This is a genomic window from Draconibacterium mangrovi, assembly GCF_010586825.1.
In the GTDB taxonomy this organism is placed as follows: domain Bacteria; phylum Bacteroidota; class Bacteroidia; order Bacteroidales; family Prolixibacteraceae; genus Draconibacterium; species Draconibacterium mangrovi.
Genome location: NZ_JAAAGB010000003.1, coordinates 459,992 through 479,766, shown reverse-complemented (window position 1 = coordinate 479,766; position 19,775 = coordinate 459,992). Strand labels below are relative to the sequence as shown.

Annotated in this window: 11 protein-coding genes; 9 read left to right on the top strand and 2 right to left on the bottom strand. The window is 41.7% G+C overall.

All coding sequences use genetic code 11. From position 1 onward, the window contains the following. Nucleotides 1–108 precede the first annotated feature (108 nt). From G4420_RS11405 to G4420_RS11365, 9 genes are all read left to right on the top strand, one after another. Nucleotides 109–3,447 (top strand): TonB-dependent receptor, encoded by a 3,339-nt coding sequence (locus tag G4420_RS11405; protein WP_163323764.1) that lies wholly within the window; start codon nt 109–111, stop codon nt 3,445–3,447. A gap of 13 nt (nt 3,448–3,460) precedes the next feature. Further along, nucleotides 3,461–5,290 carry a RagB/SusD family nutrient uptake outer membrane protein gene (locus G4420_RS11400; RefSeq protein ID WP_163323763.1) on the top strand — a complete coding sequence of 610 codons (1,830 nt, stop codon included), beginning with the start codon at nt 3,461–3,463 and terminating at the stop codon, nt 5,288–5,290. 164 nt (nt 5,291–5,454) lie between these two features. Beyond that, nucleotides 5,455–8,829 carry a glycosyl hydrolase gene (locus G4420_RS11395; RefSeq protein WP_163323762.1) on the top strand — a complete coding sequence of 1,125 codons (3,375 nt, stop codon included), beginning with the start codon at nt 5,455–5,457 and terminating at the stop codon, nt 8,827–8,829. Nucleotides 8,830–8,999: 170 nt separating this feature from the next. Then, on the top strand, nt 9,000–10,025 hold the full coding sequence (locus G4420_RS11390; RefSeq protein WP_163323761.1) for an alpha/beta hydrolase: 1,026 nt from the start codon (nt 9,000–9,002) through the stop codon (nt 10,023–10,025). A 117-nt stretch (nt 10,026–10,142) separates the two neighbouring features. Further along, entirely contained in the window at nt 10,143–10,970 is an 828-nt protein-coding gene (locus tag G4420_RS11385) for an MBL fold metallo-hydrolase (RefSeq protein WP_163323760.1), read from the top strand. 38 nt (nt 10,971–11,008) lie between these two features. Further along, entirely contained in the window at nt 11,009–13,360 is a 2,352-nt protein-coding gene (locus G4420_RS11380) for an alpha-L-rhamnosidase-related protein (RefSeq protein WP_163323759.1), read from the top strand. Between the two features lie 239 nt (nt 13,361–13,599). Next, entirely contained in the window at nt 13,600–15,270 is a 1,671-nt protein-coding gene (locus G4420_RS11375) for an FAD-dependent oxidoreductase (protein ID WP_204273666.1), read from the top strand. Between the two features lie 37 nt (nt 15,271–15,307). Then, nucleotides 15,308–15,901, top strand: a complete 594-nt coding sequence (locus tag G4420_RS11370; RefSeq protein ID WP_163323757.1) for a cytochrome c3 family protein — start codon at nt 15,308–15,310, stop codon at nt 15,899–15,901. A 43-nt stretch (nt 15,902–15,944) separates the two neighbouring features. Then, nucleotides 15,945–17,591, top strand: a complete 1,647-nt coding sequence (locus tag G4420_RS11365) for a DUF1593 domain-containing protein (RefSeq protein WP_204273665.1) — start codon at nt 15,945–15,947, stop codon at nt 17,589–17,591. A 35-nt stretch (nt 17,592–17,626) separates the two neighbouring features. On the opposite strand, the gene G4420_RS11360 is transcribed toward G4420_RS11365, so the two are convergent. Together G4420_RS11360 and G4420_RS11355 are read right to left on the bottom strand one after the other, a co-directional pair. Then, on the bottom strand, nt 17,627–19,141 hold the full coding sequence (locus G4420_RS11360; RefSeq protein WP_163323756.1) for a family 43 glycosylhydrolase: 1,515 nt from the start codon (nt 19,139–19,141) through the stop codon (nt 17,627–17,629). Between the two features lie 116 nt (nt 19,142–19,257). Then, entirely contained in the window at nt 19,258–19,662 is a 405-nt protein-coding gene (locus G4420_RS11355; protein WP_163323755.1) for a Rossmann-fold NAD(P)-binding domain-containing protein, read from the bottom strand. Between the last annotated feature and the right edge of the window lie 113 nt (nt 19,663–19,775).

Here is a 19,775-nt window from a genome sequence, read left to right as displayed (position 1 = left end):
GTATGCTCTGAAATGAAAAGAGGGATATGTTGGTAGCACTCCCTCTCTACAAAATTTCATTAACTCGTTAAAGCTAAATCAATTTATTAACTAAAAACATTCAAATTTATGAAAAAAAAATCAGAAGCATTGGGAATGTTATATCCCTATGCGAAAAAAATGATGTTAATTATGAGGTTAACCATTTTTCTTGTTTTAGTGTCAGTATTGGCCAGTACGGCCAGCGTTTATTCGCAAACGACAAAACTTACTGTTAAAATGAATAACGGCAGAATAGCTGATGTTTTTGATGCTATTGAACAACAAAGTGATTTCTACTTCTTCTATAACCGCGATCGTTTTGACGACAGTCAGATCGTATCCATTGAAGTTGAAGGTAAAACTGTTGAAGCGATTCTTGATGAATTGTTTGAAGGTAAATCTGTTACCTACGAAATTGTAAATAAAGACATATTAATAAAAACTGCATCCGAAATGGATAATAAGTTCGGAGCAATGCAACAAAAATCGGTAAGTGGAAATATTTCTGACACATCGGGTCAACCCTTGCCGGGCGTAACAGTTGTAGTAAAAGGAACCACAATAGGAACCATAAGCGATTTTGATGGGAAATACATTTTAGCCGGAATTCCCGATGGAGCAACACTGCAATATTCGTTTGTAGGAATGAGAACTCAGGAAATTGAAGTAGGCGACCAGAGCACAATTGACATTACAATGGAAGAAGAAACCATTGGATTGGAAGAGGTGGTTGCCATTGGATACGGAGTAACAAAACGCAAGAATTTTACCGGCTCAGTGGCTAAAGTTGATATCGACAATTCACCGATAATGAACAAAGGTACTACTGATGCTTTCTCGTTGCTGGATGGTTTAACTACCGGTATAAACTTCTCAAAGTCAGGAGAAGCCGGAGAGGAAACGTCGCTTTTGGTACGCGGTCAGAAATCAATTAATGAAGGAAGTACAGCTCCACTTTTAGTTGTAGATGGCATTATTTTCTCGGGAAGCATGAACGACATTGCTCCTTCCACTATCGAAAATATACAGGTGTTAAAAGATGCTACTTCTCTGGCAGCATACGGATCGAAGGCGGCTAATGGCGTTATCATGATTACCCGTAAAAAAGGAAGATTGGGTAAACCGGTCATTTCTGTAAGCACTTCAACAGGAATTTCAAACCCGAATTACCGGCCTGATATGAGAGATGCACAGGAATATATTGATCTTATGAATGCGCGTACCGGGGCAACAACCTGGGTATCGCCATTGGAACAAGAAAACATTGATGCAAATACACCAACCGATTATTACGATCTGATTACGCGTACCGGAGTGCAGCAAAACTATGCGATAAATGTTTCAGGTGCAGGACAAGCCATGGATTATTTCGTAGGAGCTTCGTATTTGGACAACAAAAACTTTATTGTTGGGAACCAGTATAAAAGGGCCACTTTTACGGCAAGGGTTAATACAAAGATTAATGATTACCTTTCAGTAAGTGCTAATTTCGATCAATCCTATAACAACAATGATGGAATAGTGCCCAATTATGGTGCTGCCGTAACACTTTCGCCTTGGACAGAACCATATTTGCCCGATGGAAGATGGAGACTGTATGTTGATGGCCGCGAAGAAACAACACAGAACCCCTTGTGGGATACTAACGTGGGTACGGATGATGAAAATCGCAGAAATGCAACCATAATTGGAGGTGCAATTGATTTTAAAATTCCGGGAATTGAAGGTTTAAGTTACAAAATAACCGGTTCGTATACCACGAATACCACCTTACTTCGTGAATTTACCTACGAAACAAATTTTGTAAATCTGTCACTCGGAGAAGCTGGTTACACGCCCGAGGCACAATCTGCTTATCTCGACAGAGCCAATGGATCAATCGCTGAAAACAAAACGTCTTCCTGGGTAATTGATAATATTCTTACCTACACCAATCAGTTTGATGACCATTTTATCAATGCGACATTAGTATATACTCGCGATTCGCGAAAAATGGATTCTTTCGGAATGACTGGTACTGATTTTACTGGTATTGGTAACACCAATTTAGGATTTTACGGACTGTCGAATGCAGTAACGCAGCAGATTCAAACCATTGGTTACGAGCTGCATAATGATGTTGGTTATCTGGCTCGTGCAAGTTATTCGTTCAAAGATACCTATCATCTTAACGCATCTTTCCGTCGCGATGGTAGTTCGGTTTTTGGAACCGATAAAAAATGGGGTAATTTCCCGGCTATTGGTGCCGCCTGGACCATGTCGAATGAATCGTTTCTAAAATCAAGTAAGCTCATCAATAATTTAAAATTGAAAGCTTCGTGGGGTAGAAACGGAAACCAAACCTTACAACCTTATGGAACGCTTTCTACTATGAATGTTGGTAGAGGTGGCGGAATTGCTTATTGGTTCGATAACCAGGTTGAATGGGGGCAAAGTCTGGCAACGCTGGGTAACTCCGAACTGGCATGGGAAACCACTACATCTTTTAACATTGGTACCGAAATAGATATGTTGAATCGTATTCATATCGAAGTTGATGGTTATAAGTCAGCTACAACCGACCAAATATTCAGCAGGACAATACCTGTTATGGGGGCTGGTATTACAGAACAGATGGCTACGATGGGTAAAGTTGAAAACTGGGGTATTGAAGCCATTATAAACACCGTAAATGTACAGTCTGGTGACTTTCGATGGACTTCCGGTTTAACATTCTCGTTGAATCGAAACAAATTGGTAGAACTATACGGAGGTGATGAAGAAGATGACATTAATGCCGGTTTTTTTATCGGCGAATCTTTATCGGCAATTTATGGGTATGAATGGTCTGGTGTTGTTCAGGCAAACGATGTTGATTATATAAACGCAAACAGTGCACACCCTGGAGATGGGATGTTTGCAAACGTTGATGGTAGTGAAGATGGCGTAATAACTGTGAACGATAGAAAAATTCTGGGTTTCGGTAAGGAAAGTTTCAGAATGAGTTTACAGAATACTTTATCATGGAAAAACTTCCAATTGTACGCCTTGTTTAATGGAATATTTAGTGGAGGCAAATACGGTTATGCCGAAAATAACATGGCTTACCTGTCAACCGATGGTTACCAGTATCATAATATGTTAGATCATCCTTGGTGGACTGAAGAAAATCCAAGTGAAATTTATCCTTCAGTTAACTGGAGCGATCAAAAGTTTACTGCATTGCAGAAATATACTTTTATCAGACTTCAAGAGTTGAATTTGTCATATACGTTTGAAAACGAATTACTTAATAAGATCAAATTTTCGAGTTTGAAAGTTTTTGTATCGGGTTCAAATCTATTCTTTATTGCTCCTGACTGGGAATACAGCGATCCTGAAATCAGAGATTTTGATGCAGCGCAATTACCAAGAACATTTACGCTGGGTATTAATTTAACACTCTAAACTTATCTGAACAATGAAAAATCTGAAGTACATAATATTAGGCTTTATAGCCATATCATCCTTTCTGTCATCTTGTGAAAGTGATGAAGATTTTCTAACAGAAGATCCAAAAACAATTTATACACCTGAAACAGCTTTTGAAAAAAGTAGTCAGGTTGATGCTCAGTTGATTACTGCGTACCGGAAAGCTTTTAATCTGTATGGTGGTTTTAATATGTTCTGGACCGGGTTAACTACCCAGCAATTGTTACACGGACAGGGAGCAGATGTTTTTGATATTGTTCATACAGGTGTTGGTCTGCCTACCGCTAATGCTTATTCAAATTATGCAACCTGGTCACCCGACAACGGGATGTTCAACAATCTTTGGGTGGATATGTATCAGCTTATCAGTTATTCAAACATGGCATTATTGGGTGCTGATATGGTTGAGTGGACAACTGAAGACGATAAAAATTATGCAGTAGCTCAGGCCCGGTTTTTTCGCGGGTATGGATATTTACGCTTAGCGGAATGTTTTGGAGGAGTACCAATTGTAGACAATATTAGTGAAACGCTAAAGTTGGATTACGTGCGCGATTCGCGCGAAGCAGTTTATAAATTTGCCATTGCCGATTTAGAGGCTGCCGAAGCACTACTTCCCATGTATCCTGAACAGGACGGACGTTTGGCACAAGGGGTGGCAAATCATTTTCTTGCCGAAGCTTATATCGCACTGGGCGTTGAGATAAACGATGCTGGTAGTTACGATAAAGCTATTGCAGCAGCAACAAAAACAATAGATGCTCATCCACTTATGACTGTGCGTTTTGGTACGCGAGCAAACTCTGCCGACCTGTCAACGAAAAATGGAGTTCCGGCTTACAGGGAAGATGGTAACGTATTCTTTGATTTGTTTCAGGTTGGAAACTACGATTTCAGTGCCGGAAATACAGAAGCAGTTTGGACGTTACAGGCAGCAACGTTTGAAGAAGCCCAGGCAAATGGGCTTATCGGTGGCTGGCCCTTTGCAAATCCATACTATTCTTTAACTGCATTTGTTGGTCCGGTTTTCAGGAACATGACATGGCGCGAAGATTTATTGGAAGATGGAGCAGCAAATTGTCCGTTTGGCGGAAATGTTGATCAAAGCATGTTTCCAGGAGGAAGCACCAGTGCATATTTAGGTGGCTTTTCAACAGGAGGAACAGCTGAAACTGATTACGCGGCGAAGAAAGTTTGGGCAGGCGAGTATGCAGAGGATATGCGTAATGATCCGGTAAATCTAATGCGGGAATTTTTATGCCTTGATCAGGATCATAGCTTGTATTTGCAACCGGTAACAGAAGATATGATCTCTATACCGATGATGATGACTCCTATGCGTTCAAAAATAAAAATGGACGATTGGGGATGGCATCCTTCTGAAATCCCAATGCATATATCGCAGTACGGTAGAGACTGGTATGCAGTTCGCTCTGCCGAAACATTATTGCTACGTGCAGAAGCATATTACCGAAAAGGTAATTCCGATTTAGCTGCTGCTGATATAAATGAAATACGTAACCGTGCTGAGGCAACAAAGCTTATTTCAGCAGGAGAAGTAGATATATACACTATCCTGGATGAACGTGCACGTGAATTGTGCTACGAAGAACATCGTTTCCCAACATTGCTACGTATGGGTAGTAGCGTGTCAGGAACAAACGAAGTATTGGTTAATCAGCTTACAAATCATTCACGGTTTATGGGTGATGTACCATACTACACTGGTTCCATTAATTTTACGCTATTTCCAATTCCTCAAACTGTAATTAATGCAAATACAGAAGGTGGATTGGAACAAAATCCGGGTTGGCAATAAAATGAAATAATTAGAGGACAGTATGCATCTTGTATACTGTCCCTTTCAACTATTAATTTTTACAGGAACTTAACCTGAATTTAAAATCACGAGGGTACGATATGTATCACCCCTGAATGTTTCAATATGTTTGGATCGATAAATAATCTGAAAATCAACACCTCATGCTTAAAAAAGTACTAACCGTATTTGTGCTAATAACATTTTTTCTACTCGTTCATTGTACACAAGAAACAGGCCAGCAAAATAATGTCGTTAATCTAAAAGAAGGTTTTATAAATCCACCAGATGAAGCAAAACCTCGTGTTTGGTGGCATTGGATGAACGGAAATGTTACAAAAGAAGGTATTCGCGCTGATCTGGAATGGATGAACCGCGTGGGAATTGGCGGGTTTCAAAATTTCGACGCCGGATTAAACAGCCCTCAGGTGGTAGAAAACAGGCTGGTGTATATGACGCCTGATTGGAAAGACCATTTCCTTTTTACCACAAAACTGGCCGATTCATTAGGATTGGAAATGGCCATCGCAGGTTCGCCGGGATGGAGTGAGAGTGGGGGCCCCTGGGTAAAACCCGAAGAGGCCATGAAAAAATATGTGTGGAGCGAAATTCGTGTTGAAGGCGGAAAAGCATTTAATGGAAAATTACCTCAGTCTCCGGTTGTTTCAGGACCATTCCAGAATATTGGTTTGGCACCAAATCCAATGGGAGGACACGGTGGCGAAGATGTGCCGAATTATTACGAAGATGTGAAAGTATTTGCCTATCGAATACCGGATGCTGATAAATCGTTAAAGGAATTGAATCCTAAAATTACATCGAGTGGTGGAAATTTTACGCTTGAATTGCTAAGCGATGGCGACCTGGTAAAAACCGCAAAATTACCGGAAGCACAAATAGCGTGGATCCAATACGAATTTTCGGAACCGGTGAATATGCAAGCCATTACCATTGTTGGCGGCGGAGGTGGAGGAATGTTTATGTCGGCCGGATCAAAACGATTTCTGGAAGCATCTGCGGATGGAAAAAAATTTGAAAAAATTATAGATCTTCCGTTTGGTGCCGTTGATGAATCAACTCTTTCATTCGCACCAACTTCATCAAAATATTTCAGAGTAGTTTGGGAAAAACAACCCGTTCGCACCGATCCTGCAATAGCAGGGTTGGGATTTGGCAGACAACCACGTTCCAACGGCACCGATGTTGCGGAATTTGTGCTTCACACAGTAAGCCGCGTGAATCGTTTCGAGGATAAAGCTGCTTTTTCGGGAGCTACTGATCTTTACAAAGTTTGGACGCCGGAGGTTGCACCTGAAACAGTGGTGGATAAAAGTAAGGTTATTGATCTTACTGCACAGATGCAGAAAAATGGAACCCTTAACTGGACTCCTGAAAATGGCGAATGGATGATAGTTCGTTTGGGCTATTCATTAACCGGTCATCAGAATGGACCTGCCTCGCCTGAAGCTACGGGACTTGAAGTGGATAAATTGAGTGCCAAACACGTAAACGCTTACTTTACAAATTACCTCGATCAGTATAAAGATGCTACAGGAGGTATGATGGGAGAACACGGTTTGCAGTATGTGATAACTGACAGTTGGGAGGCTGGAACACAAAACTGGACCGATGAAATGATCTCCGAGTTCAAAAACAGAAGAGGATATGATATGCTTCCGTGGATGCCCGTTTTAACCGGTCATATTGTGGAAAGCGCCGAAGCCAGCGACCGTTTTTTGTGGGATTTCAGAAAAACACTGGCTGACCTGGTCGTAGAAAACCATTACGACCTGCTTACAACGCTATTAAAAGAACGTAATATGGGACGCTACTCAGAATCGCATGAGGCGCGTCGTGCCTTTATTGGCGATGGAATGGAAGTAAAGAAAACGGCTGATGTACCTATGGGTGCCGGCTGGACACCGGGAGGATTTGGCGGAAACGAAGGTGGATTTGCGTCAGTTTATCAGGCAGATATTCGTGAATCTGCTTCAGTGGCTCACCTGTACGGACAAAGATATGTGGCTGCCGAATCGTTAACTGCTATGGGATCTGATTGGGCATGGTCGCCAGAGTTGCTTAAACCAATTGCCGATCATTTGATGGCGTGTGGTTTGAACCGTTTTGTAATTCACACTTCGGTACATCAGCCATTAATGAATAAAGTGCCGGGTATGAGCCTTGGACCGTTTGGTCAGTGGTTTACCCGCAACGAAACCTGGGCCGAGCAGGCCACAGCATGGACATCGTATTTAGCCCGCAGTTGCTTTATGTTGCAGCAGGGAAAATACGTTGCTGACATTGTCTGGTATTACGGCGAAGACAATAACATTACAACGCTATTCAGCAGAATGCGCGGCGGAGATTTGCCTGCTGTTCCCGAAGGATTCAGTTACGATTTTATCAATGCCGACGCCGTTGAAAATTGGATTTCAGTAGAAAACGGTAAGTACTTTACACCAACAGGAATGAGCTTCCGGGTTTTGGTACTCGATCCCAATAGTAGATACATGACACTTGCCGTATTAAAGAAAATAAGAACAATGGTAGAAGCCGGCGGTGTAGTTACGGGAGCAAAACCGATTATGACACCAAGTTTAAGCGATGATCCTGCTGAATTCAATGCCATCGTTAACGAACTTTGGGCGAATGAAAATGGTGTAAACAAAGTTGGAAGCGGCAAAGTTTACTCTGGATTTGAGCTAAAGGATGTAATGACTCAGCAAAAGATTACACCGGATATGGTTTACACAAAACCAAAAGCCGACAGTAAACTTTTCTTCCTGCATCGTCAGGTAGATGGTACCGATATTTATTGGGTAAACAACCGCAGCGATGAGTCAACTGAGCTGGATGTAACTTTTCGCGTAACAGGGAAAACGGCTGAGGTTTGGTATCCTGAAACGGGAAAAAGCGAAGCTGCTTCTTTTGCAATTTCAGAAGATCACACTACCGTTCCTTTGTACTTGGAACCCAACGATGCCGTTTTTGTAGTGTTTGGTGAAAAAACAAATAAAAAATCTTTTAACATTCCTAAGGCAATAGAACGCAAACTTGTTCAAGTTACTGGTCCCTGGACAGTAGAATTCCAATCCGAACGTGGAGCTCCTGAACAAGCCATTTTTGAAACACTTACCCCATGGAATGAAAACACAGATAAGAGGATTAAATATTTTTCCGGAACAGCAAGCTATAAAAAGACGATTGAAGCATCTGAAAGCTGGCTGGATGATGGAGGAGAAGTGTGGATTGATTTAGGCGCGGCACAAAACATGGCAGAAGTTAAGGTGAATGGAAAATCGATGGGAATCGTATGGAAAAAGCCCTTCAAAGTGAATATCACAGAAGGATTTACTGCCGGAGAAAATGAATTGGAAATTGAGGTGACCAATCTTTGGGTGAATCGCCTTATAGGTGATCAGCAGCCAGACGTTGAGGAGAAAATAACGTTTGTGTCTAATCCGTTTTACAAGGCCGACTCACCACTGAAACCATCGGGATTGATGGGGCCGGTAAGCATATTAAGTAGGACTTATTAGTTAGTAGTAAGTTATAGGTTATACGTTTTAGTTAGAAATATTCCGGCAGGCAATGTCTGCCGGGATATTGTTCTTCAATCCGGCGTAAACATTAGTTCTGGCAATAAAGTATTGTCGCTGAATGAAATAAAAAATACAAAATTGAATTAACGATTATTAATTTCAAGATAATGAGAATATTAACAATTCTATGTTTGTTTATGGTAGTTATAAGTGTTTCTACTTATGCGCAAGGAGGTTCAAATGGCCTACTCATGCCCAAATTCATAAAACCTGCTGATATTAGCACCAGTATAGTATTAACGGATCTTTCAAAAGAGCGGCATTTTTTCAGAGAACTTCCTGCCGACAGTGAAATGAGTCTTTTAAAGGATGTTGTTTTTCACGAATCGAAAAGTATCGACGGTGATCCGATGTCGCTTAAGATGGATGTAATTACCTATAAAGATGACAAGATTCGCCCATGTGTGGTATATGTTATCGGGGGTGGCTTTTCTTTTGCTGCAAAAGAGCGAAATCTTTACGATCGTTACGAAATTGCAAAAGCTGGATATGTTGTGGCCAGTGTGCAGTACCATGTAATTAGTACGGGTATTTACAGCGATGCTGTTAAGGACGTAAAAGCTGCAATTCGTTACATGCGCGCCAATGCAAAAGAATATGGAATTGATCCTGAAAATATTGCTGTTTGGGGAGAATCAGCAGGTGGCTATTTAACCGCAATGGTTGGCACAACCAATGGAGTTAAAGATTTCGAAGAAGGGGAAAACCTGGATCAGAGTAGTGATGTAAAAGCTGCTATTGATGTTTATGGTTTATCTGATCTTACAAAAATTGGAGCCGACTATGACGAAGAAGCAGCAAATGCTCACTTTACTGTTATATCTCCCGACGGGCAGTTTGTTCACGGTAAAAACAGCGGGTTAACAAGTCTCGACAAGCCGGAAGTTGTTGCCAAAGCAAATCCAATAAATTACGTGGATAAGAATGATCCGCCGTTTTTACTTTTCCATGGGACGCAGGATATGGCCGTTTCTCCAAGTCAGACATTATTGTTGCATAATGCCTTGCGTGAGCATAGTGTTCCTTCAACACGTTACGTACTTGACGGAGCAGGGCATGCTACAGCTGAATTTTCTGATCCACAGGTAATTAATATTATCGTGGATTTCTTAAATGAACATCTGAAACAATAGCATTTGAAATTCTGAATAATGTTTTAAAATGGGTAAGGTAAATTCCGCTTGAGAATAAACTTATTTTAGTATAAATAGTCAAAAACTAAATTTCAAAAACCAGTAAAACATATACTTATGAAAAATTTAGTAGGAATAATAGTTGTAATTTTTATTTCCCAAATCACTTTGTTGGCACAGCCAACCTACCAAATAGAAGGAGAAGAAGTTTTTGGAAACGAAGATGTCGTCTTTCATAAAATTGATGAGCATACCTGGGTAGGCACCGGGAAAGCCATGTCGAACGAAAGTTTGTACCTGGTTGAAGGGAAAGATAAGTCTTTACTGATTGATGCCGGCACAAATATCAAAGATTTGGATATAATTATTGCTTCTATTTCAGAGAAGCCGGTGACATTAGTTGCCACTCACGTTCATCCCGACCATACCGGGCCATCTATCGACGTTTTCCCTGAATTGTACATCAATCCTGCCGATACAGTTGGAATTCCTCAATTTATGCCCAATTACAAGGGCGAAGTTAAATTCCTGAAAGACGGTGAGATCTTCGACCTTGGAAGCAGAAAGATCGAAGTGGTTTTCACACCCGGTCATACTCCCGGATCGACAACTTTCATCGATAAAGCTGCCAAATACGGTTTCAGCGGCGACTCGTTCGGGTCGGGTAATTTATTGCTGACAACCAACTTCTCTACGCTGCAAAATACTTGCGAGAAAATGAGCAAAGTAATGGCTGATAACGGTATCGCAGAACTTTATCCCGGTCACTTTTTCGGAGGAAATAAAGAAACCAAAAAGCGGGTCGACGATCTTGAAAAAATAAGTAAAGAAGCGTTGTCAGGAGAATTAGAAGGAGATGAGAATCCACAGGGATTTATGGGGCTTAACCTTTTAATTAATCGCGATGGGGTTCGTGTAAATTACAGCGCGCATGCATTAAAATAAGTAGATGCCAATAGTATAAAATCAAAAACAAGAATAAAATGAAGAAGCTAATAACATTTATACTCATACTTTCAGCATTTGTAAGCTCAGCACAAATGTTTGGGCCACCACGAAATAACGAATGGGACGCAAGCTGGATTTGCGTGCCTGAAGCCGGAGCAACCGACGCAGGTCTTTACCTGTTCCGTAAAACAATAAATTTTGATGCTGTTCCCGCTAAATTCGAAATGCGCGTAACAGCTGATAACCGTTATAAATTATACATCAATGAACAACTGGTTTCAATGGGACCTGCATTGGGCGATTTGAAACACTGGAACTACGAAACAGTTGATATAGCCCCATACCTGAACCAAGGCGAAAATATTATTGCTGCTGAAGTTTGGAACGAAGGTGATTTAAAGCCTGTCTCTCAGTTTTCGTGGAAAACCGGATTTTTATTCCAGGGAACCGATGAGGCAACGAAAGTGCTGAATACCAACGATTCATGGAAGTGCATTGAAGATAAAAGCTATACGCCTATTCGTCAGCAGGTTCGTGGTTATTATGCCGCTGGTGCCGGAGAGAAAATTGACATGAATTATGCAATTAAAGGTTGGAATGTGTTGGATTTTGATGACAGCAGCTGGAAATCGGCTAAAGCAGTTTTCGAACGTTCAACAAGAGGAATGGGATTTAATACTGCCGGAGGATGGACTTTGACTCCTTCAATTATTCCTCAAATGGAAATGACTTATCAGCGTTTGGTGGCGACCCGAAAAGCCGAAGGTGTTTCTGTTCCTGAAAACTTTCCTGTCGAAAAAGTAGCTTTTGAAGTGCCTGCAAATACAACTGCTAAAATTCTGCTCGACCAGGAAGTGTACACAAATGCTTATCCAACCCTTATTTTTAGCGGTGGCGATAAAAGTACAATTGTAATCACTTATTCTGAAGGTTTGTACGATGCAGAAGGTGCAAAAAACAATCGTAACGAGATAGAAGGAAAAACAATTTCCGGACGCATGGATACCATTATTTCTAATGGTTCACAAAATCAAACTTTCACTACGTTGAACTGGAGAACCTATCGTTTTCTTGAAATAAAGATTGAGACAAAAGATAGTCCGCTTACCATTGATGATTTCTATGGAACATTTACCGGATATCCGTTTGAAATGAATGCCAAAATAAATGCTAATGACGCCGAACTGGACAAGATTCTTGAAATTGGCTGGCGTACTGCCCGTTCGTGTGCAGTAGAAACTTATATGGATTGTCCTTATTACGAACGCTTGCAGTATATTGGCGATGCACGGATTCAGCTTTTTGTTTCGTATTTTAATAGTGGTGATGATCGTCTGGCAAAAAATGCTTTGAACTTAATGGATAATTCCAGACAAGTAGATGGTTATACGCTAAGCCGTTATCCTGACACACAAAACCAGGTAATTGCCACTTATTCCATGTGGTACGTTTGTATGCTTCATGACTATCTGATGTATGGTAGTGATCCTGATTTCCTGAAAGACCATTTACTTGGATCCCGACAAATCTTAAACTATTTCATCAGTTTTGTCGATGATGATGGTTCCTTGAAAAATCTTCCCGGATGGAACTTTACCGACTGGGCAAGCAACTGGCGAATGGGAACGGCCCCGGCTGCGGAAGATGGGAGTACAGCACTTTTAGATCTTCAATTGCTTTTGGCTTTACAAGCCGGGATCGAGTTGGAAAAAGCCGAAGGAAGTGCTGAATATGCAGAAATGTATGAAAGTATTGCGAACAAATTGTCGGAAACCATTAAAAGCAAATACTGGGATGCTTCACGTAATTTGTTTGCCGACACTCCGGAAAAGAAAGATTACTCGCAACACACCAATTCTATGGTTATTTTAGCCGGACTTACTACTCCTGAGCAGAATACTAAAATTGCGAAGCAGATGTTGGAAGAGGAGTCGCTTACTCAGGCCACAATCTATTTTAAATATTATCTGCATTTGGCTTTGGCCAAAGCCGGAATGGGAGACGACTATTTGAAATGGTTAGATATCTGGCGAAAAAACATCGAACTTGGTCTAACAACCTGGGGCGAAACCTCAGAAGTGGTAACAACCCGTTCAGATTGTCATGCATGGGGGGCAAGCCCAAATATTGAAGCTTATCGCATTATCCTTGGAATCGAGAGTGCTGCTCCGTATTTCAATAAAGTAAAAATTGAGCCAAATATTGGTGCGATTGAAACTATTAGTGGAGAAATGCCTCACCCTGCAGGTAAAATTGCTGTTGCTTACGTTAATTCAGCAAATGGTTTAAAAGCTGAAATCAGTTTGCCGGAAGGAATTACCGGAACATTTGTTTGGGAAAGTAAAAGTCACGAATTGAATAGCGGAAAGAATAATCTTGATTTGTAGATTTATAAGTTGAATAGATATATTTAAGTTGAAAATTATCAGGTCATTTAGGGGAATACTCACTCTGGATGACCCTTTTTCAATTTTCGTTAGATATGATCAGCCGGAAGAAATATGTTGATTTTAAGGTTCTGTGTTGGAACGGTTATTAAGTTAATGGTATTTCAAGAAAACATTGATTTTATAGAAGTGGTAAACAGTTGTTGTGGCGAACAATATTGACCAAATTTAATATAGATATGGATAAGTTTATAAAACATACCATCGAGAATGGTATTTCACGACGTAACTTTTTATCGTGTGCTGCTGTTGCTTCTTGTGCAGCCGGTTTGATTGGGTTTGCCGGCTGTAGGCCCGACAGTCCAAGTCAGGATGCATTTCAGGAAGGGGTAGCTTACGGAAAAAGTGCAGATGACGCAGCAAAACTTTCCTTTCTTCCAAAACCGGAAGAAATACCGGATAGCGAGATAACTAAAACAGAATCATTTGATGTGGTAATTGTTGGTGCAGGTGCTTCGGGAGTTCCTGCAGCTTTGTCGGCACTCGAAAACGGTGCTTCAGTTGCAGTTCTTCAAAAGGAAAATATAGCTATTTCACAGGGGAATTCCGGTGCAGGAATTGATCTCAGTACAAGTGATAAAGCCGGTGTCGAGGCACTGGTCTCAAGACTGATGGGGGACAATGCTCATCGTTGTAATCCGAAATTGCTCCGCGAGTGGGCTTATAATTCAGGAGAGTCAGTTTCATGGGTGATCGACCGTGCCCAAAAAGCAGGCGCTAAAGTGATTAACCAGGGGAATTTACAGCAGGTAAATATCCTAAAAATGAATGGTTATAAGCTGGGTTTTCATACCGCATATTTTGGATCAAAACCCTATACCAATGGTGATGGAATGCGCGCTTTGGCTGCTTATGCCGAGAAACTAGGCGTAAAGTTTTTTTACAGCACACCTGCAGTTCAGCTGGTTCAAAAAGATAGCGGTGAAATTACCGGTGTTATTGGGAAAAAGCAGGACGGCACGTACATCAAATTTCTGGCCCAAAAAGGAGTGATCCTTGCTACCGGCGATTACCAGAACAACAAAGCGATGTGCGATTATTTTGTTCCTGATGCCAAGAATTTTGGCCGCAAACAATCGCGCAAAACCGGCGACGGATTCATATTGGGATACTGGGCTGGTGGTGTTATCGAACCAATCGGTCACACAAAAATGCTGCACGATTTCGATGCCGGGCCGGCAACCATGTGCGATATGCCATTTCTAACTGTCGATCATTCGGGGAAAAGGTTTGTAAACGAGAGCGTAGAAATGTCGTTACTGTGTAATTATTTGCGCGGACCGGAGAAAACCGGTCAGTATTCGCAGATATTCGATGCCAATTATATGACACAGGCCAAAAACTGGCCGGGCGTTTTGGTGTCGCCAGAAGATATGAAAAATTATATGCCTGATGAGGATGTTCCGCATCGTCATGGCGTGTATGAAGCCTTTATAAATACCCATAAAGCCGATACACTTGAGGAGCTTGCGGTTAAAATAGAAGCCGATCCGGAAACCTTGAAAGCGACAGTGAAAAGGTACAATGAACTGGTAGCGTCGAAACAAGATTCTGATTTCGGGAAAGCTGCCGAGTTCCTGAAACCTATTGATACACCTCCGTTTTATGGTATTCACCGAACATTGCGACTGTCAGCAGTTTGTTCAGGATTGCTTGTTGACGAGAATCATCAGTGTTTGAATGCCGAAGGAGATAAAATTAAAGGCTTGTATGCCATCGGTAATCTAGGTGGTGGTTTTTATGGCGGAGTGGATTATCCGCTAACAGTATATGGTTTGTCGCTGGGGCGCTGCTATACTTTCGGCTACCTTGCCGGACGTCATGTTGCTAATTTGCAACCTTCAGCTTAAAGCATTTTTACTACTTACAAACTTTAAAACAGATAAAATGAACGATAAAACCAAGTCAGCCGGAAATAGATCGAAGCTTAGGATGCCGAGAATACTGATTCTTGCTGCTGTTATAGTTGTAGTGTTGTCGGGGTTGGTAACCGGCGGGGTGCACTGGCACGATCAGCCGGGCTTTTGCACCAACTGCCATATTCCAATGAACGCATATGTAGATAATTACTACGGTGGAGATACAACGCTGATGATAACGCGTCATGCTATGGCTGATACCGTATCGCTCCGATGTCTTGATTGTCACAGCCAAACATTAAATGAGCAGCTTACGGAAGGAGCGCACTGGCTGACCGGGAATTATACCTTTCCGCTGGAAAAGCGCCAAATCGGAACCCGCAGTTTTTGTATGACAGCTGGATGCCATGTGGAAGAAGATATTATTAAAGCCACAACTAATACGCAGGAAATGTCGTTTGCTTTTAGCCAGCACGATCCGCGCCATGGAAAGCAGGAGTGTTACACCTGCCACTCGATGCACGGGCAGTCGGTTTATTCCTGTAACCAGTGTCATCATTTTGACTTGCCGGAAGGCTGGATTTCGCCGCAGCCAAATGGGGTGATTGCAAGAATAAAATAGGTAAGAGAAAGAGCTGTTATATTTAATTCAAAAAGTCTGTATCATGAGAAATATATTTTCACCACAAATATTGGTTACAAATAAATGGTTTAGCGTAGTTGTAAATTACGCAATTGCATTGTTTTTAATGCTCTTGGCTACCAATTGTACAAAAAAGGAAACAACAAATGAACAGTTGAAACCTCGTACCATAGTTACGTGTGATCCGGAATTGGATGACAACAATTCGATGATACGTTTTCTTCTTCATGCTACCGATTTTCAGATTGACGGTTTAGTATATACCAGCAGCCGTTTTCATTGGAAAGGAGATGGAAAAGGAACTACTCAATTTATAGTGGGGAGTGAATATGATCAACTTGGATTGGGGCCTCAAACATCCTGGAGATGGTCTCCTGACGAACGATTTATTAACGATATTTTAGATGCTTATGAAGCGTGTTACACCAACCTCAAAGTTCATGATCCGGAATATCCTTCTCCAGAGTATTTGAAGTCGGTAACCGTTTATGGTAACTGTAGTTTTGAGGGTGATTATTCTGAAGATACAGATGGCTCTAATCTCATCAAAAAAAATATCCTTGATGACAAACCAGGTCCGCTTTTTATTCAGGCGTGGGGAGGTTCATCTACCATTGCAGCTGCACTGCGGTCTATTGAAGATGACTACAATAACACTCCTGAATGGGATACTATTTACAAGAAGGTGTGTGACAAGGTTGTGCTTTGCCTGTCAGGAGATCAAGACAATGCATATAACAACTACATTGCTATTAACTGGCCTGATGCTTATGTAGAAAATACGCGTGGAGGTATGGGACGCTATGACAATAGCTCTTTCGATTGCCTTACTTCGCCGGAATGGACGGCTGAAAATCTGCGATTAGGACCAATTGGTTCGTTGGTTAGATGCTGGGGCGATGGCAGACAGATGGTTCCTGGCGATGTTTTGGATGTGATTGGCCCGTACAAAGGAGAATCGGTTTTGGAGCTCGCAGAAATGGGATACATTATGTGGCGAAATCCTGATCCTATAGGTACACTGTATGGCGATGGCGACAGTGGTTGCTTTTTTAACCTCATTGGTAATGGACTCCGTGCATGGCAGGATCCAAGATGGGGAGGTTGGAACGGTAGATGGAATCCAAAGTCAGGAGCTCCGCGTTCGGGACATCCCACTTATTTGGGTACCGACATTATAATGATGCACAACCGGGTGGTGGAAGCTGCCAAAAAAGGTGAAGTATTTGATATATTCGCTATTTTTGGTTTGGCTGGAACGGGCGGTACAGAAGAAGACCATACATTTCCAAATATGTTTCCCGAAAGAAATCTTTCAGAAACAGCTCGAATGAAGTGGTCGGTAACTCCAAATTATGAAGACGCAAACCACTATCCGGAAATAACAGGTCCTTTAAATATCAGTGCAAAGCCAGGAGAAAAGATTGAGTTAAATGCAACAGCTATCGATCCGGATGGTGATCAATTGGAAATAAAATGGTGGTATTTTCCTGTTGGAACTTATGAACGCGATGCACTTGCAGTGGATAATCCGTTTGTTGCCCAAACTACATTCACTGTTCCTGAAAATGCCAAACCTGACGAAACCATTCATTTTGTGCTTCAGGCTATTGACAACGGCAGTCCGGTACTTACCAAATACCTGCGAACTGTAATTACAGTTTTGTAATCAAATAGTGATTGATATGCTATTTCGGACTATCGTTATCTTAAAGGTTTGTATTGAAAGTTCTTAAAAGTCACCTTCCCATCGCCAATCGAGCAAAGCCCAATCCGCAAACTCAAAAAGCCACTCAAAACATTGTGGTTCAATCCGGTTGTTTCAAACGAATTTTCCGTTTTAATCCAGTCTTTACCATCCAGACTGTAATACATATCAACGGTATTGTCAACGCTTTTTAGGCGTAAAAACACGTGGCGGTTGATTACATTTTGTTCGGTGGCAAACTGCCATCCCCTGAGGTTGGATAGAATGTTAACATCGTCAGCCAAAATACCGGAAGAAGCTTGCTGGTTATAGAACATTACCATTCCTCCAATCGCGTCGCCTTCAATTTCCACTTCAACATCGGCAGTATAAGCGTGATCGGCTGGTATAGTCAGCATTGGCGAGCAATCAGCAATTCCGTGTCCTTTGCCGTTGATAACAATGCTGTTGTCTTTTATTTCAAAGCGGCCTTCCTCAAAACCACCAAAGAATTTCCATTGCGGATCTAATTCGTCTCCTGAAAAATCGTCGCTTAATTTCATGGGTTGCTGAGCTACATTTGCTTTTCCGGGAAGTGTCATCGGTTTAGCAATATCAATGTCATCCGGTATTTTGTACCAGCCGTCTTCCGTCCATTCAACGGGAGTAAGCATGGTTTGGCGGCCCATGTTGTAAAAGCCATTTTCATAGCCATGAAAAATCATAAACCAGTTGCCGTCCACATCGTCGAAAACAGTACCGTGCGCTACCGACCACCACTTATCTTTATTCGACTGTGCTCTTAAAATCGGATTGTAAGGCGAGTTTTCCCATGGGCCAAGTGGCGATTTCGAGCGGGCAGAAATTACCATGTGCCCGGTTGCCGGTCCGGCAGTTCCGCCTTCAGCAACAGTTAAATAGTAATATTCACCGCGTTTGAAAAGTTTTGGGCCTTCCATGCAAAAACATTCGATCGACCACTCGCGAGGGATTTCCCAACCGTCGTAACTGTGTACCGGATCGCCTGCAACAGTCAGTCCGTCGTCAGTTAAAGGAACATAACTTCCGCTGCTGAAATACAAATAACGATTGCCTTTTTCATCAACTACATGTCCTGGATCGATCATACTTATGTCGATTAAAACCGGTTCTGTCCACGGTCCTTCGATATTCTCGGAAGTAATAACGTAGTTTTTGTTGTCGGCCGGAAAATAGATGTAGTATTTATCGCCGTATTTTGTGAGTTCCGGCGCCCAAACTGAACCTACATTAGTATGCAGCGCATTAGCAACCGGTGCCCAGTTTATTAAATCCGTTGAATGCCAGATTAAAAGACCGGGGTAATAATAGAACGACGAATGAACGAGGTAATAGTCTTCTCCATTGCGTAAAATGCTGGGGTCGGGGTAGTCTCCTGCAAACAGCGGATTCGTAAACTGGTTTGTATTATTTTGAACTGAATTATCTTGCGCTGCAGCTAAAAAATATAAGCTAAAAAACAGCATTCCGAGAAGTACTTTTTTGTGACCCATCAATCGTAATTTCTTTAATTTCTATTGTCAACAAATCTAATTCAGATTGTATAATCCCGGAAATATAAGGGTGATCAAAATGTTTATAATAGGTGTTCAATTTGTTTCAACAGTAGCTATTGAAATGAAATTCCGGTTATTTCTTTACAGACAGCCAGAAACTTCTCCTGAATTTCAATTTCTGTTGCCTGATGACTACAATGCATTTCCTCTTTATGATGCAGGTAGCGGCCACTAATTTTGGACTCTTCATCGTTAGCTACGGCTAGCCAAACTTGAGTGGCAAAGCCTTTATCCAGATCGTCGGGAGCCCCACTGCCGCCCATTTTAGTAGGCACCCATCCCGGATCAACGGCATTTGAAATTACTTCGGGCCATTTTCGGGCAACGGCAAATGCCAATATCAAATCGTGCAATTTGGAATCTGAATAACTTGGGATAATTCCGTGTTCAAGAATTGCACTCAAACGATCTACACGGGCATCGCCCTGCTGGTGCATACTGGAGCTAAGATAAATCATTCTTTCGGGTCGACTTATCATTGCTGTCAATATGTAAGGATGGAAAATCCGCTTAAACTGACCACCCTTCTACGATTTAAGTTGACCACCTGCGCCGGAGTAAATTGACCACC